11 protein-coding genes are annotated in these 15583 nt (G+C 71.3%); 6 read left to right on the top strand and 5 right to left on the bottom strand.

Translation table 11 applies throughout. The features are described 5' to 3' along the window. The first annotated feature begins 85 nt into the window (after nucleotides 1-85). From ACIQ7M_RS08875 to ACIQ7M_RS08860, 4 genes are all read left to right on the top strand, one after another. A complete protein-coding gene (locus tag ACIQ7M_RS08875) occupies nucleotides 86-769 on the top strand; it encodes a TetR family transcriptional regulator (protein ID WP_403641477.1) in 684 nt (227 codons plus the stop codon). Nucleotides 770-1002: 233 nt separating this feature from the next. Further along, complete coding sequence (locus ACIQ7M_RS08870; RefSeq protein WP_403641474.1) at nucleotides 1003-1959, top strand: PrsW family intramembrane metalloprotease; 957 nt, start codon at nucleotides 1003-1005, stop codon at nucleotides 1957-1959. 95 nt (nucleotides 1960-2054) lie between these two features. After that, the gene (locus tag ACIQ7M_RS08865) at nucleotides 2055-2294 is read left to right on the top strand and encodes a heavy-metal-associated domain-containing protein (RefSeq protein ID WP_355764654.1); all 240 of its coding nucleotides are present in this window, start codon (nucleotides 2055-2057) and stop codon (nucleotides 2292-2294) included. Between the two features lie 92 nt (nucleotides 2295-2386). Next, a complete protein-coding gene (locus ACIQ7M_RS08860; RefSeq protein WP_403641469.1) occupies nucleotides 2387-4639 on the top strand; it encodes a heavy metal translocating P-type ATPase in 2253 nt (750 codons plus the stop codon). A 571-nt stretch (nucleotides 4640-5210) separates the two neighbouring features. Here ACIQ7M_RS08860 and ACIQ7M_RS08855 read toward each other — a convergent pair. The 5 genes from ACIQ7M_RS08855 to ACIQ7M_RS08835 form a co-directional block, all read right to left on the bottom strand. After that, nucleotides 5211-6500: a citrate synthase gene (locus tag ACIQ7M_RS08855; RefSeq protein ID WP_329299786.1), complete on the bottom strand. Its 1290-nt coding sequence runs from the start codon at nucleotides 6498-6500 to the stop codon at nucleotides 5211-5213. 325 nt (nucleotides 6501-6825) lie between these two features. Beyond that, nucleotides 6826-9081 carry an ATP-dependent RecD-like DNA helicase gene (locus tag ACIQ7M_RS08850; RefSeq protein ID WP_403641466.1) on the bottom strand — a complete coding sequence of 752 codons (2256 nt, stop codon included), beginning with the start codon at nucleotides 9079-9081 and terminating at the stop codon, nucleotides 6826-6828. A gap of 228 nt (nucleotides 9082-9309) precedes the next feature. Beyond that, complete coding sequence (locus ACIQ7M_RS08845; protein WP_403641463.1) at nucleotides 9310-10140, bottom strand: sugar phosphate isomerase/epimerase family protein; 831 nt, start codon at nucleotides 10138-10140, stop codon at nucleotides 9310-9312. Next, a complete protein-coding gene (locus tag ACIQ7M_RS08840; RefSeq protein ID WP_403641460.1) occupies nucleotides 10137-11294 on the bottom strand; it encodes a dihydrodipicolinate synthase family protein in 1158 nt (385 codons plus the stop codon). The genes ACIQ7M_RS08845 and ACIQ7M_RS08840 overlap by 4 nt, the downstream gene beginning before the upstream one ends. Continuing rightward, nucleotides 11291-12442 carry a Gfo/Idh/MocA family oxidoreductase gene (locus tag ACIQ7M_RS08835; protein WP_355764639.1) on the bottom strand — a complete coding sequence of 384 codons (1152 nt, stop codon included), beginning with the start codon at nucleotides 12440-12442 and terminating at the stop codon, nucleotides 11291-11293. Before ACIQ7M_RS08835 ends, ACIQ7M_RS08840 begins: the two co-directional genes overlap by 4 nt. A 318-nt stretch (nucleotides 12443-12760) precedes the next feature. Here ACIQ7M_RS08835 and ACIQ7M_RS08830 point away from each other — a divergent pair, with 318 nt between their 5' ends. Next, nucleotides 12761-13810: a LacI family DNA-binding transcriptional regulator gene (locus tag ACIQ7M_RS08830; RefSeq protein WP_355764710.1), complete on the top strand. Its 1050-nt coding sequence runs from the start codon at nucleotides 12761-12763 to the stop codon at nucleotides 13808-13810. Between the two features lie 659 nt (nucleotides 13811-14469). Continuing rightward, nucleotides 14470-15405: a GNAT family N-acetyltransferase gene (locus tag ACIQ7M_RS08825; protein WP_403641456.1), complete on the top strand. Its 936-nt coding sequence runs from the start codon at nucleotides 14470-14472 to the stop codon at nucleotides 15403-15405. The last annotated feature ends 178 nt before the right edge of the window (nucleotides 15406-15583 follow it).

The following is a 15583-nucleotide window of genomic DNA, read 5'->3' as shown; positions in this document are numbered from 1 at the left end:
AACACGAGACGTCGCTCGCGTTTTTCAAGAATGCGAGTGACCGCTCGTATTTGTCAATCGTGTCCCGAGAAGCTGGGGATGACCCGTGCCCGAGAAGCAGCAGACCGAGGAGCCCCAGGAGCCCCAGGAGCACCGGCAGTCGGCCGAGGAGAGGCCGCGCCGCCGTCAGGCCCGTGGCGAGCGCCGCGTCGCCCAGCTCCTGGAGGCGGCGGCCTCGGTGTTCTGCCGGACCGGCTACACCGCGGCGAGCACCAACGCCATCGCCCGCGAGGCCGGCGTCTCGCCCGGCACGCTCTACCAGTTCTTCCCGAACAAGGAGGCCATCGCGGTCGGCCTCAGCGACCAGCTCCTCGACGACTGGGCCCGCTCGCACGGGCAGGCGCTCGCCCAGGAGAACGCCGGTCTCCCGCTGGACCGGATGCTCGACGCGGTCCTCGACCCGCTGATCGAGTTCAACGTCGAGCACCCGGCCTTCGCCGTCCTGATGCACGGCGCCGACACCCCGGGAGTGATCGTCGAGGAGATCGGCACCCTGCACGGCACGATGCTCGCCCGCGTCGAGGAGATGATCGGGGCCCGCCTGCCGGACCTGCCGGCCGCCGAGCGCACCCGCACCGCGAACATGGCGGTCCATCTGTTCAAGGCCGGCCTCACCCTGGTCATGTCCCACGAGGGCGCCGAACGGGACGGCTACATCGCGGAGCTGAAGACGGTCATGCACCGCTATCTGGAGCCGCTGCTCGAGAGCGGATCGCCCGCCGGACACTGAGCCGCACCGAACCGAGCCGCGCCGAACCACACCAGGCCGCGCCACGCCGGACCGGTCGGCATCAGCGCTCCGGACTGCGACATCCGCGACATGTGCCATAAGGTTCGGACAAATCGATCAGCGATCCGCGGCATCGGTCCGTCCGCGCGCCCTCGCCACGCGCCCGGGGCCGCCCCGACGCCGGAACGCGGGTCCCCCGTCCGAGCCCACGGGCCGCCCCGAGGGACAGAGGGATGGCCGTGCCCCAGAATCAGCCACCGGACACCCCCCGGGCCCGCGTTCCCGGACCACAGCAGCCCCCGCCGCCGTGTCCCCTGATCCCCGCCGGCCTCTGGAAGCGCTGCCTGGGTATCGGGGCGGCCCTCTGGGCGCTGACCGCGGTCGTCACGTACGCCACGAGCGACGTCGCACCGCTGCCGACGCTGATCCTGCTGGGCTCCTTCCTCGTGCCGGTCGCCTTCGCGCTCTGGGCCTACGAGCGGCACGGCCGCGACCTGGGCACGAGTCCGCTCCTCGGCTGCTTCCTGGCCGGCGGCGCCCTGGGCGCGCTGGGCGCCTCGGTGACGGAGTACCAGCTCGCCCGCCCCTCGCTGGGGATGTTCGTGAGCACCGGACTCGCCGAGGAGGCCGTGAAGCTCGGCGCCCTGATGTTCCTGCTGCGCCGGCACACCCGGATCCGCGGGCCACGGGCCGGCCTGGTGCTCGGCGCGACGCTCGGGTTCGGCTTCGCGGCGCTGGAGGGTGCGGGCCACGCCTTCGACGCGGCCGTGTCGCTCCAGGGTGTCGACCTGCGCACGCTCCTGGAGACCGAGATCCTGCGCGGGGTGCTCACTCCGTTCGGGCACGGCCTGTGGACGGCGGTCGCGGGCGCGGCCCTGCTGGCACGGCGTCGCCCCGACGGACGCTTCCGCCCGACCGCCCAGGTGGCCGGCGCCTGCCTCGGCGCCTCCCTGCTGCACGCCCTGTGGGACTCGACGCGCGGGATCGCGCTGTGGCTGGTGGACCGGCTCGGCCGCGCCGGCCTCGACAGGACGCTGCCGGCCCGCGGCGGGCTGCCGAGGCCCACCGGCGGACAGGAGCACCTCCTCACCCTGTTCTCGGTGGGCGGCCTGTTCCTCGTCGCGCTCGTGGGGCTGGTCTGGGCGCGCTCCCTGGCGCACCGCGACGCCACTTGGAGAAATACCCCCTAGGGGTATAGTGTGGTGAGCATCGAGGGGAACCCTGTGTTCCCAGGGATCCCTCCCGTGCACGTACGCCCCAGAACGCCTCGATGAGGAGCAACGCCATGACCGCCCAGACCGGCACCCCGGGTTCCGTCACCACCGTGTACAAGGTGAGCGGCATGAGCTGCGGACACTGTGAAGGCTCCGTCAGCGGCGAGATCTCCGCGATCCCCGGTGTGAGCTCCGTGAAGGCCGTCGCCTCCACCGGCGAAGTCACCGTCGTCTCCGCGGCCGCGCTCGACGAGGGCGCCGTCCGCGCCGCCGTCGACGAGGCGGGCTTCGAGCTCGTCGGCCTGGCCTGAGCGAACCCCCGCAGCTCTTTCTCTCCGTACCGGGCCGTGCCGACCGGCTGATACCGGCTCCGCGCGGCCCGGCCCCTTCCTGGAGCCGCACCATGACCACCGCAGCACCCGAGACGCCGATAGGCACGCCCTCGGAGATCGAACTCTCCATCGGCGGGATGACCTGCGCCTCCTGCGCGGCCCGCGTGGAGAAGAAGCTCAACCGCATGGACGGCGTCACCGCCACGGTCAACTTCGCGACGGAGAAGGCCAAGGTCTCCTACCCCGAGGGGGTACGGGTCGCCGATCTGATCGCCACCGTGGTGAAGACGGGCTACACCGCCGAGGAGCCCCCGCCGCCCGCGCCGCCGTCACCCGTCGAGCAGGAATCGCCCGCGGCCGACGACGATCCCGAGACGGCCGCCCTGCGCGAGCGGCTGACCGTCTCCGCGGTGCTCGCCCTGCCCGTGGTCCTCATGTCGATGGTCCCTGCCCTCCAGTTCGACAACTGGCAGTGGCTCTCCCTGACGCTCGCCGCGCCCGTCGTGGTCTGGGGCGGGCTGCCCTTCCACCGGGCCGCCCTGACGAACGCGCGGCACGGCGCGGCCACCATGGACACCCTGGTCTCGGTCGGTACCCTCGCCGCGTTCGGCTGGTCCCTGTGGGCGCTGTTCTTCGGCGACGCGGGGATGCCGGGCATGCGGCACGGCTTCGAGTTCACCGTCTCCCGTACGGACGGCGCCTCCGCCCTCTACCTGGAGGTCGCCGCGGGGGTCGTCGCGTTCATCCTGCTCGGACGCTTCCTGGAGGCCCGCTCCAAGCGACGTGCGGGAGCGGCCCTGCGGGCACTGCTGGAACTCGGCGCCAGGGACGTCGGCGTCCTGCGGGACGGCCGTGAGGTCCGCCTCCCCGTGGCGCAACTGGCCGTCGGCGACCGCTTCGTCGTACGGCCGGGCGAGAAGATCGCCACCGACGGCACCGTCGTCGAGGGCGCGTCGGCCGTGGACGCGTCGATGCTGACCGGCGAGTCGGTGCCGGTGGACGTGGGCGTCGGGGACGCCGTCACCGGTGCGACCGTGAACGCCGGGGGCCGGCTCGTCGTCGAGGCCACCCGGATCGGCGCGGACACGCAGCTCGCGCGGATGGCCCGGCTCGTGGAGGACGCGCAGAACGGCAAGGCCGAGGTGCAGCGTCTGGCCGACCGGATCTCCGGGGTCTTCGTGCCCGTCGTCCTGCTCATCGCGCTCGGCACGTTCGGGGTCTGGATCGCGGTCACCGGGGACACGGTCGCGGCCTTCACCGCCGCCGTCGCGGTGCTGATCATCGCCTGCCCGTGCGCGCTCGGCCTGGCCACCCCGACCGCCCTGATGGTCGGCACCGGCCGCGGCGCCCAGCTCGGCATCCTGATCAAGGGACCCGAGGTCCTGGAGTCCACCCGCCGTGTCGACACCGTCCTCCTGGACAAGACCGGCACGGTGACGACGGGCCGCATGAGTCTGCACGAGGTCCACGTCGCCGAGGGGCGGGCCGAGGAAGACGTCCTGCGGCTCGCGGGAGCCCTGGAACACGCTTCCGAGCATCCGGTTGCCCGAGCGATCGCGGCAGGCGCCCAGGAGCGCGTCGGCGACCTTCCGGCGCCGGAGCACTTCGAGAACGTGCCGGGACGGGGCGTGCGCGGGCGGGTGGCCGGCGTCGAGGTCACCGTCGGCCGGTTCCCCGGGACGCTGCCGGGAACGCTTGCGGACGCGAAGAACACGGCCGAGGCGGCGGGCCGTACGGCCGTCGTGGTCGCGCTGGACGGCACCGCGGCGGCCGTGCTGGCCGTCGCCGACACGGTCAAGGAGACCAGCGCCGAGGCCGTACGCGCGCTGCGGGACCTCGGGCTCACGCCGATGCTGCTGACCGGGGACAACCGGGCGGTCGCCGAGGCCGTGGCACGGGAGGTCGGCATCGGCCCGGCCGACGTGATCGCCGAGGTGCTGCCCGAGGACAAGGTCGCCGTGGTCGCGCGGCTGCGGGGCGAGGGACGGACCGTCGCGATGGTCGGCGACGGGGTGAACGACGCGGCGGCGCTGGCCACCGCCGATCTGGGCCTCGCGATGGGCACGGGGACGGACGCGGCGATCGAGGCGAGCGATCTGACGCTCGTGCGCGGGGATCTGCGGGTGGCCGCGGACGCGATCCGGCTGGCGCGCGCCACATTGTCGACGATCAAGGGAAATCTGGTCTGGGCCTTCGGCTACAACGTGGCGGCGCTTCCGCTCGCGGCCGCCGGCCTGCTGAATCCCATGATCGCGGGGGCCGCGATGGCCTTTTCGTCCGTTTTCGTGGTCACGAACAGCCTTCGACTGAGAGCATTCGCGTGACGACAGAGCCTGAGTCCCCCTAGAGTCCAACGAGAGCCTCACATAAGCTCTTCACAAGGCTCGCGCATCTTCCTTACGATTGGTTCGCGATTCCCGTATCGGGGCTCTTGCGTATCTTCAGGACATATGCAAGAGATCCAGATCACAGTGATGTGAACGTAACCACCGAAGGGGTTCGTCAGTCTAAGTTGGCGATGTCAGAAGCGTCTTGGGGGGCGCGACTGGCATCTGGGGATGTCTTGGGGGACGTTCCCGGAAATTGCGTCGCCGGGGCACGTACTGCGGGGAGCTTTGAGCGGCCCTCCCGATCCGTACGCGTCCCGGCAGATCGCACCGCAGTACGGCGAGTTCCGCTCGCCCGGCTCACCGTCGGCCCCGTGCCGGCACACAGCGATTCAGGCGCTGTCCACAGACGCCCGGCCGGATCCCGTGGGGGGAATCCGCACCGGGACAAGGAAAGCGCCCTGACTGCCGGCCCGTGGGGGGACCGGTAGCAGGGCGCTTTCCGTTTTTCGCCTGGTCACAGGTTCACCGGGCCCCGCGTACGGAGCCCGGTGGTCGTGTGCGAGCCTCAGCGGGCCTCGACCGGCACGAAGTCGCGTTCGACGACGCCCGTGTAGATCTGGCGCGGGCGGCCGATGCGGGAGCCGGGCTCCTTGATCATCTCGTGCCACTGGGCGATCCAGCCCGGCAGCCGGCCGAGGGCGAACAGGACCGTGAACATCTCGGTCGGGAAGCCCATGGCGCGGTAGATCAGGCCGGTGTAGAAGTCGACGTTCGGGTAGAGGTTGCGCGAGACGAAGTAGTCGTCGGAGAGCGCGTGCTCCTCCAGCTTCAGCGCGATGTCGAGCAGCTCGTCGGACTTGCCGAGAGCGGACAGGACGTCGTGCGCGGCAGCCTTGATGATCTTCGCGCGCGGGTCGAAGGACTTGTACACCCGGTGGCCGAAGCCCATCAGGCGGACGCCGTCCTCCTTGTTCTTCACCTTGCGGATGAAGGAGTCGACGTCGCCGCCGTTGGCCTGGATGCCCTCGAGCATCTCCAGGACCGACTGGTTGGCGCCGCCGTGCAGCGGGCCCCACAGCGCGGAGATGCCGGCGGAGATCGAGGCGAACATGTTCGCCTGCGAGGAGCCCACCAGACGCACGGTGGAGGTCGAACAGTTCTGCTCGTGGTCGGCGTGCAGGATCAGCAGCTTGTCGAGCGCGGAGACGACCACCGGGTCGAGCTCGTAGTCCTGCGCGGGGACCGAGAAGGTCATGCGCAGGAAGTTCTCGACGTACCCGAGGTCGTTGCGCGGGTAGACGAAGGGGTGGCCGATCGACTTCTTGTACGCGTACGCCGCGATCGTCGGGAGCTTGGCGAGCAGCCGGATCGTGGAGAGGTTGCGCTGCTTCTCGTCGAACGGGTTGTGGCTGTCCTGGTAGAAGGTCGACAGCGCCGAGACGACCGACGACAGCATCGCCATCGGGTGGGCGTCACGCGGGAAGCCGCGGTAGAAGTTCTTGACGTCCTCGTGCAGCAGGGTGTGCTGCGTGATTTCGTTCTTGAAGGTGGAGAGCTCGTCGACGTTCGGGAGCTCGCCGTTGATCAGCAGGTAGGCCACCTCCAGGAAGGTGGACCGCTCGGCGAGCTGCTCGATCGGGTAGCCGCGGTAGCGGAGGATGCCCTGCTCACCGTCGAGATAGGTGATCGCGGATTTATACGCGGCGGTGTTGCCGTACCCGCTGTCCAGCGTCACCAGACCCGTCTGGGCGCGGAGCTTGCCGATGTCGAAGCCCTTGTCGCCGACGGTGCTGTCGATCACCGGGTAGGTGTACTCGCCATCGCCGAACCGCAGTACTACAGAGTTGTCGCTCACGTCATCCCTCACCGACGTTGTGCCTCTTCTTCGAGGTGCCCTGACTGTCTCTACCATCCCCCATTTGGCCCTGGAGAGTGCACTCGGGGTCGACCATTGGGCCTATCGGCGGCACTGAGTGCCGCCAACCTGCTCATCCTGCCGCGTCCGCCCCGCAACCGGAAGTGCTCTGTGACCTTCATGACTCGTTTGATCGATCATTTTTTCCGACGGCCCTCGCCCCATGCCCGAAAGGCCCCGTTCGCCGCCCGCGCGGGACCCGTGCGCCGCGTACGGGGCGGTGGTTCACGAGCGGTGCCGCGAGCCGTGCCTCACGAGCGGTGGTTCACGAGCCGGAGAGCCGGAAGTCCAGGGCCGTGCACCGGCGTCCCGCGGACACCGTACGCACCGCCTGGCCTATCGCCTTGCGCGAACCGACGAGAACGACCAGCTTCTTGGCCCGGGTGACCGCCGTGTAGAGCAGATTGCGCTGGAGCATCATCCAGGCGCCCGTGGTCACGGGGATCACCACCGCCGGGTACTCGCTGCCCTGGGAGCGGTGGATGGTCACCGCGTAGGCGTGCGCCAGTTCGTCGAGCTCGTCGAATTCGTACGGCACTTCCTCGTCCTCGTCCGTACGCACCGTCAGCCGCTGCTCGACGGGATCGAGGGAGGTGACGACACCCACGGTGCCGTTGAAGACGCCGTTCTCGCCTTTGTCGTAGTTGTTGCGGATCTGGGTGACCTTGTCGCCGACCCGGAAGACCCGGCCGCCGATCCGCTTCTCGGCGAGGTCGGGGCGGCCGGGGGTGATGGCCTGCTGGAGCAGTCCGTTCAGGAGCCCCGCGCCGGCCGGGCCCCGGTGCATGGGAGCGAGGACCTGGATGTCCCGGCGGGGGTCGAGACCGAACTTGGCCGGAATCCGACGGGCCGCCACGTCCACCGTGAGCCGCCCCGCCTCCTCGGTGTCGTCCTCGACGAAGAGGAAGAAGTCCTTCATGCCGTCGGTGAGCGGATGCTGCCCGGAGTTGATCCGGTGCGCGTTGGTCACCACCCCGGACTGCTGGGCCTGGCGGAAGACCTTGGTGAGACGCACCGCGGGGACCGGGCCCCGCTCGGCGAGCAGGTCGCGCAGCACCTCGCCGGCGCCGACGCTCGGAAGCTGGTCGACGTCGCCGACGAAGAGCAGATGGGCGCCCGGGGGCACCGCCTTGACCAGCTTGTTGGCGAGCAGCAGATCGAGCATGGAGGCCTCGTCCACGACGACCAGGTCGGCGTCGAGCGGGCGGTCCCTGTCGTAGGCCGCGTCACCGCCCGGCTTGAGCTCCAGAAGCCGGTGCACGGTGGAGGCCTCGGCCCCGGTCAGCTCGGCCAGACGCTTGGCGGCACGGCCGGTGGGCGCGGCGAGCAGCACCTTGGCGCCCTTGGCGCGGGCCAGCTCCACGATCGAGCGGACGGTGAACGACTTGCCGCAGCCCGGCCCCCCGGTGAGCACGGCGACCTTCTCGGTGAGCGCGAGCCGGACCGCCGCCTCCTGCTCGGGGGCCAGCTCCGCGCCCGTACGTCCCTTGAGCCAGGCCAGCGCCCGGTCCCAGGCCACGTCACGGAAACCGGGCATCCGGTCGCGGTCGCTGCGCAGCAGGCGCAGCACCTGGGCGGAGAGCGAGAGTTCGGCGCGGTGGAAGGGGACGAGGTAGACCGCCGTCACCGGGTCGTCGCCGTCCGGGCCCGGGACCTTCTCCCGGACGACGCCGGGGTCCTCGCCGTCCTCCGCGGGGGCCGCCAGCTCGGCCAGGCACTCGATCACCAGGCCGGTGTCGACCTGGAGCAGCTTCACCGCGTCCGCGATCAGCCGCTCCTCGGGGAGGTAGCAGTGGCCCTGGTCGGTGGACTGCGACAGGGCGTACTGAAGGCCCGCCTTGACGCGCTCGGGGCTGTCGTGCGGGATGCCGACGGACTGGGCGATCTTGTCGGCGGTGAGGAAGCCGATGCCCCAGACGTCGGACGCCAGGCGGTAGGGCTGGTTCTTCACCACCGAGATCGAGGCGTCGCCGTACTTCTTGTAGATGCGGACCGCGATGGAGGTGGACACCTCCACGGTCTGGAGGAAGAGCATGACCTCCTTGATCGCCTTCTGCTCCTCCCAGGCGTCGGCGATCCTCCCCGTGCGTTTGGGGCCGAGTCCGGGGACCTCGATGAGCCGCTTCGGCTCCTCCTCGATGATCCGCAGGGTGTCGAGGCCGAAGTGCTCGGTGATGCGGTCGGCGAAGACCGGTCCGATGCCCTTGACCAGGCCGGATCCGAGATAGCGGCGGATGCCCTGGACGGTGGCCGGGAGCAGTGTCGTGTAGTTCTCCACGGTGAACTGCTTGCCGTACTGCGGGTGGGAGCCCCAGCGGCCCTCCATGCGCAGGGACTCGCCGACCTGGGCGCCGAGAAGGGAGCCGACGACGGTGAGCAGGTCACCGGCGCCCCGGCCGGTGTCGACCCGGGCGACCGTGTAGCCGTTCTCCTCGTTGGCGTACGTGATGCGTTCGAGCACGCCTTCCAGCGTGGCCGGCCGCCGCTCGCCCGTCTGGGCGGCCCCCGCCTGATCGGTCATGATCCGACGGTACCGCCCGCCACCGACAGCGCTCCGGCGCTCCGTCCGAGGGCCGGAAAATTTCGAGGGGCCCGGTCCGTCGACCGGGCCCCTCGGCTTTCCCCTCCGTATCAGAACCCCCGCGATCCCCCCGGATCCCCCTCCAAAGGTCCTGATGCCACGTACGACCCACGAGGTCGCGGAAGGGTTGTACGCACTTCCGAAGATTTTTTCCGGGCGGGAACCGGGTCAGCCCGCGTGCTCCACGAAGCGTGCCGCCGTCTCCGCCAGCACCTCGCGCCCGTCCCTGGCCCACAGTTCCTCGTTGAAGAGTTCGACCTCGATGGGTCCGGTGTAGCCCGCCGCCTCGACCAGGCCGCGCCACGCCCGGAAGTCGACCGAGCCGTCGCCGAGTTGGCCGCGGCCGTCGAGGACGCCCGCGGGCAACGGGGTGGTCCAGTCGGCGAGCTGGAAGCTGTGGATGCGGCCGCCCGCGCCCGCGCGGGCGATCTGGGCGGGGGCCGTGTCGTCCCACCAGAGGTGGTACGTGTCGACGGTGACGCCCACCTGGTCGGCGGGGAAGCGTTCGGCGAGGTCCAGTGCCTGGGCGAGGGTGGACACCACACAGCGGTCGGCCGCGTACATGGGGTGGAGCGGCTCGACGGCGAGACGCACCCCGTGGGAGGCGGCGTACGGGCCCAGTTCGCCGAGCGCGTCGGCGATACGCTCCCGGGCGGCGCCCAGGTCCTTCGAGCCGGGCGGCAGGCCGCCGGAGACCAGGACGAGGGTGTCGGTGCCGAGTGCGGCCGCCTCGTCGACGGCGGCCCGGTTGTCGTCCAGCGCGCGCCGCCGCTCCCCCGGGTCGATCGCCGTGAGGAAGCCGCCCCGGCACAGGGTGGTGACGGCCAGACCCGCGTCGCGGACGAGTTTCGCGGTCGCGTCGAGCCCGTACGACCGCACGGGCTCACGCCACAGCCCGACCCCCGGAACGCCCAACTCCTGGCAGCCCGATACCAGGTCGGGGACCGAAAGCTGTTTGACCGTCATCTGGTTGACGGAGAAGCGGGCGAGGCTGCTCATGTGGTCACTCCGTACAGGGCGAGCAGGGTCCTCATCCGGGTCTCGGCGCGTCCCGGGTCCGGGAACAGGCCCAGTCCGTCGGCGAGTTCGTAGGCGCGGGCGAGGTGGGGCAGGGAGCGGGCCGACTGGAGGCCGCCCAGCATCGCGAAGTGGTCCTGGTGGCCGGCGAGCCAGGCCAGCAGGACGACACCCGTCTTGTAGAAGCGGGTCGGAGCTTGGAAGAGGTGCTGGGCCAACTCGACGGTCGGATCGAGGAGTTCACGGAACCCCTTGGTGTCCCCGGCGTCCAGGACGCGCACCGCCCGGGCGGCGAGGGGGGCGAGCGGGTCGAAGACGCCGAGCAGCGCGTGACTGAAGCCTCGCTCGTCGCCCGCGATCAGCTCGGGGTAGTTGAAGTCGTCGCCGGTGTAGCAGCGGACGCCGTCCGGGAGCCGGCGGCGCAGTCCGACCTCCCGTCGGGCGTCCAGCAGGGAGACCTTGACGCCGTCCACCTTGTCCGGGTGTGCGGCGATCACCTCCAGGAACACCTCCGTCGCCGCGTCCAGACCGTCCGAGGCCCAGTAGCCCTCCAGGGCCGGGTCGAACATCGGGCCCAGCCAGTGCAGGATCACCGGGCCGGCCGCCTGGCGCAGGAGGTGGCCGTAGACGTCGAGGTAGTCCTCGGGTCCGGCGGCGGCCGCGGCGAGGGCGCGCGAGGCCATCAGGACCGGCCGCGCGCCCGACTCCTCGACGAGGGCGAGTTGTTGCTCGTAGGCGGCCCGCACCTCGGGGAGCGTGGCAGGGCCGGTGAGCTGGTCCGTGCCGACTCCGCAGGCGATCCCGCCGCCGACGGCCCTGGCCTCGGCCGATGATCTCCGGATCAGTTCGGCGGCCCCGGCCCAGTCCAGGCCCATCCCGCGCTGGGAGGTGTCCATCGCCTCGGCGACACCGAGTCCGTGCGACCACAGATGGCGCCGGAAGGCGAGGGTGGCGTCCCAGTCGACGGCGGCGGGCGCCTCGGGCGAGACGTCCGCGTACGGGTCGGCGACGACGTGCGCGGCGGCGAAGACCGTCCGGGAGGCGAGGGGAGCGGCCGCGGGGAGGACGGCGAGGGGGTCGGTGCGTGGCTCGTAGGTCCGCAACCGGCCGCCGGCGTCGGGGAGTCGGATGCTCACAGGGCGATCTCCGGTACGTCGAGACGGCGGCCCTCGGCCGATGATCTCAGGCCCAGTTCGGCGAGCTGGACACCACGGGCGCCGGCGAGAAGGTCCCAGCGGTAGGGGGCGTCGGCGTGGACGTGCCGCAGGAACAGCTCCCACTGGGCCTTGAAGCCGTTGTCGTACTCGGCGTTGTCGGGGACCTCCTGCCACTGCTCGCGGAAGGAGTAGGTGGCCGGGATGTCCGGGTTCCAGACCGGCTTGGGGGTCGAACCACGGTGCTGGACGCGGCAGTTGCGCAGCCCGGCGACGGCCGACCCTTCCGTGCCGTCGACCTGGAACTCCACGAGTTCGTCGCGGTGGACGCGCACGGTCCAGGAGGAGTTGATCTGGGCGACCGCGCCGCCCTCCAGCTCGAAGATGCCGTAGGCCGCGTCGTCGGCCGTGGCGTCGTAGGGCTTGCCCCGCTCGTCCCAGCGCTGCGGGACATGGGTGGCGGTGAGCGCCTGCACCGAGGTGACGCGGCCGAAGAGTTCGTGCAGGACGTACTCCCAGTGCGGGAACATGTCGACGACGATGCCGCCGCCGTCCTCGGCGCGGTAGTTCCAGGAGGGCCGCTGGGCGCTCTGCCAGTCGCCCTCGAAGACCCAGTAGCCGAACTCCCCGCGGACGGACAGGATCCGGCCGAAGAAGCCGCCGTCGATGAGCCGTTTCAGCTTGAGCAGGCCCGGGAGGAAGAGCTTGTCCTGGACGACGCCGTGCTTGACGCCCGCGGCGTGCGCGAGGCGGGCCAGTTCGAGGGCTCCGGCGAACCCGGTGGCGGTCGGCTTCTCCGTGTAGATGTGCTTGCCGGCCGCGACGGCCTTCCTGAGGGCTTCCTCGCGGGCGGAGGTCACCTGGGCGTCGAAGTAGAGGTCGACGGACGGATCGGCGAGCACCGCGTCCAGGTCCGTCGACCAGTGGGCGAGGCCGTGCCGCTCGGCGAGCGCCTTCAGCGCGTCCTCGCGACGGCCGACGAGGACGGGTTCGGGCCACAGCACGGTGCCGTCGCCGAGGTCGAGGCCACCCTGCTCGCGCAGGGCGAGTATCGAGCGGACGAGGTGCTGCCGGTAACCCATGCGTCCCGTCACGCCGTTCATGGCGATCCGCACCGTCTTGCGTGTCACGTCTTTTCCCTCCGTACGCCTCGGGCGCCGCGCACGCCGCCTGGTGAGCGTGGCAGCAAGCGCTTTCCATTCGGTGAGAAGCTAGCCTCTGCGCAGCGGTACGGACAAGACCACCGCGAAGACGAGTTGTTCGAGGGGGCGAACAACGGGGGCCGATGGCCGTATGGTCTGCACGGACCCTGCCCACAGGAAGCGGCGCACCCGGCCTTCGACTCCGTGTTCGACGCCGTACGACGAGACATGACCAGGCACGACGACGTACGACATGTACGACCCCGTACGAAGTGGTACGACAAGGCGCTACCGGAGGACGACGAGATGACGGTGACCCTGGCGGACGTGGCGGCCCGCGCGCAGGTCTCTCCCGCGACGGTGTCGCGCGTGCTGAACGGGAACTACCCCGTGGCCTCCTCCACGCGCGAGCGGGTGCTGCGGGCGGTGGACGAACTGGACTACGTGCTGAACGGGCCCGCGAGTTCGCTGGCCGCGGCGACCTCCGACCTCGTCGGCATCCTGGTCAACGACATCGCCGACCCCTTCTTCGGGATCATGGCGGCGGCCATCCAGTCGGAGATCGGCGGGCCCGGGGGACGCGCGGGCGGGGAGCGGCTCGGGGTCGTCTGCAACACCGGCGGCTCCCCGGAGCGCGAGCTGACCTACCTCACGCTCCTTCAGCGCCAGCGTGCCGCCGCGGTGGTGCTCACCGGCGGCGCGATAGAGGACACCGCGCACGCGGGCGCGGTCGCCGCCAAGCTGCGCAAGCTGACCGAGGCGGGCACGCGGGTCGTGCTGTGCGGGCGGCCGCCCGCGCCGGAGGCGCCCGAGGCGATCGCGCTCACCTTCGACAACCGCGGGGGCGGGCGGCAGCTCACCGAGCACCTCATCGGCCTCGGGCACCGGCGGCTCGGGTACATCGCGGGGCCCGAGGAACGCACGACGACCCGGCACCGGCTGGAGGGCCACCGGGCGGCGCTCGACGCCCACGGCATCGAGGACGATCCCCGGCGTACCGTGCACGGCCGCTACGACCGCCGGTCGGGGTACGAGGCGACGCTCGAACTCCTGCGCCGTGATCCGTCGTTGACGGCGGTCGTCGCCGCGAACGACACCGTGGCGCTGGGGGCCTGTGCCGCGCTGCGCGACTCCGGGCTCCGCATTCCCGGCGACGTGTCCGTCGCGGGGTTCGACGATCTGCCGTTCAGCATCGACGCGGTGCCGGCCCTGACGACCGTGCGGTTGCCGTTGTCCGAGGCGGGGGCCCGGGCCGGGCGGATCGCCATGGGGCGGGAGGAGCCGCCGCCCGGGGGGATCGCGACGGTGCGGGGCGAACTGATGGTTCGCGGCTCCACCGGGGCTCCCCGGGGCTGACCCGCCCTTCCCGGACCCTGGGCTGACCTCCCCTTCCCGGACCCTGAGCCTGGGACCCGCTGCCGCGAGGGGTCTCCCGGGGCCGGGCTCCCCGGGGTTGCCCATGTTCCCCGGGCTTCAGGGGCTTTCTTCGCCCCCTCCGCCCCTACCCTCCCCCAAGGTCTCGGCTTCGCTCGACCAGGGGGGACCCCCATCGCACCTGGGGCTCCGCCCCAGACCCCGCTCCTCAAACGCCGGAGGGGCTGGATCTTCCCGGCCGGGGCTGAACGTTCCCCGGCCGGGGCTGGAATTTGCTCCGCCCGGTGTTCGAATTTGCTCGGGCCGGGGTTGGAACTTCCCCGGCGGGGCGGAAATTTGGCACGGCCGGGGCTGTGACCGTCTGGATCCCGCACCCGCAGCCGGGAACGCGCCGTCGGGGACGTGCCGGTACATCGATGCCCGTCGCCACCGACGGTCACGTCTCCGTCCAACGGCGACGGGCTGATGCACCGGCACGGCCCCGACCCACCCACCGGACCGAACCGGCGACAGCGGGGTAGGCCCGGGAGCCAAGGTGGTTCTATGCTCGGGGTGGCGATTATCTCTGACTGGGTCAGACATTCAGCCGGAGCAGGCAAGCGCCGACCGTGACCGGGTACAGCCGACCCTCGGGGCCGATCATGACCGTTCAGGACATCCGCTCCTTCAACCGCTTCTACACGAACGTCATCGGCGCGCTCGACTACGCCCGCCATCTGTACGCGCCGTACACGCTGACCGAGTCCCGCGTCCTGTACGAACTGGCGCACACGCCCCAGGCGGACGCCGCCGACCTGCGGGCCGAACTCGCCCTGGACTCCGGCTATCTGAGCCGGATCCTGAACAAGTTCGAGCAGGACGGACTGGTCGAGCGCACCGCGTCCGAGAAGGATCCGCGGCGCCGCCGGATCACGCTCACCGCGGGCGGCCGGGAGGCCGCCGCGCTGCTCGACGAGCGGGCACGCCGGAGCGTGGGCACGCTGCTGGCGACCGTGCCGCCCGCCGACCGGCCGCGGCTCACGGAGGCGATGCGCACGGTACGGACCCTCCTGGGGGACGGGCGGGCCGCACCGGGCCCCGAGGACGTCCTCCTGCGCGAACCGGGCCCCGGCGACCTCGGCTGGATCGTGCAGCGCAACGCGGCCCTGTACGCGGCCGAGTACGGCTGGAACGCCGACTACGAGGGCCTGGTCGCGAGGATCGTCGCCGACTTCGCCGAGGACCACGACCCCCACCTGGAGCGGGTGTGGATCGCCGAGCTCGACGGGCGGCCCGTCGGATGCGTGATGTGCGTACGGGACGACACGCCCGGCACCGCCCGCCTCCGGCTGCTGCTGGTCGAGCCGGAGACGCGGGGCCTGGGCATCGGCGACCGTCTCGTCGGCGCCGTCACCGACTTCGCGCGCGGGGTCGGCTACCACGAGCTCGTCCTGTGGACCAACGACGTCCTGGCCGCCGCCCGGCGGATCTACCAGCGCCACGGCTTCGCCCTGGTCGCCGAGAAGCCGCACCGGTCCTTCGGCGCGGACCTGACGGGCCAGGACTGGCGCCTGGACCTGCGCGCCGACAAGGAGTGACCGCACCGCGGCGGCGCGCGCCCGGGGCGCACCGTCCGGAGTGCGGACAGCCTGTCCGCCCGTTGAACGAAGCCGCATCGCAGAGTTAACGCAAACACCTACCGTACGGAACCGCTCACGCAACCTGGGCACGGGACCGTACTCCCCCAAGTAACCCGTTCCCTGGGGGAGTTGGCAT

Origin of the sequence: Streptomyces sp. NPDC096324 (assembly GCF_044763015.1) — a bacterium.
Lineage (GTDB): Bacteria > Actinomycetota > Actinomycetes > Streptomycetales > Streptomycetaceae > Streptomyces.
This window is presented reverse-complemented; position numbering and strand designations above follow the sequence as displayed.

Bases quoted from the DNA above. Each gene is read 5' to 3' on its own strand.
- ACIQ7M_RS08870 (WP_403641474.1), top strand. From the start codon at position 1,003: ATGGCCGTGCCCCAGAATCAGCCACCGGACACCCCCCGGGCCCGCGTT.
- ACIQ7M_RS08865 (WP_355764654.1), top strand. From the start codon at position 2,055: ATGACCGCCCAGACCGGCACCCCGGGTTCCGTCACCACCGTGTACAAG.
- ACIQ7M_RS08860 (WP_403641469.1), top strand. From the start codon at position 2,387: ATGACCACCGCAGCACCCGAGACGCCGATAGGCACGCCCTCGGAGATC.
- ACIQ7M_RS08850 (WP_403641466.1), bottom strand. From the start codon at position 9,081: ATGACCGATCAGGCGGGGGCCGCCCAGACGGGCGAGCGGCGGCCGGCC.
- ACIQ7M_RS08845 (WP_403641463.1), bottom strand. From the start codon at position 10,140: ATGAGCAGCCTCGCCCGCTTCTCCGTCAACCAGATGACGGTCAAACAG.
- ACIQ7M_RS08830 (WP_355764710.1), top strand. From the start codon at position 12,761: ATGACGGTGACCCTGGCGGACGTGGCGGCCCGCGCGCAGGTCTCTCCC.
- ACIQ7M_RS08825 (WP_403641456.1), top strand. From the start codon at position 14,470: ATGACCGTTCAGGACATCCGCTCCTTCAACCGCTTCTACACGAACGTC.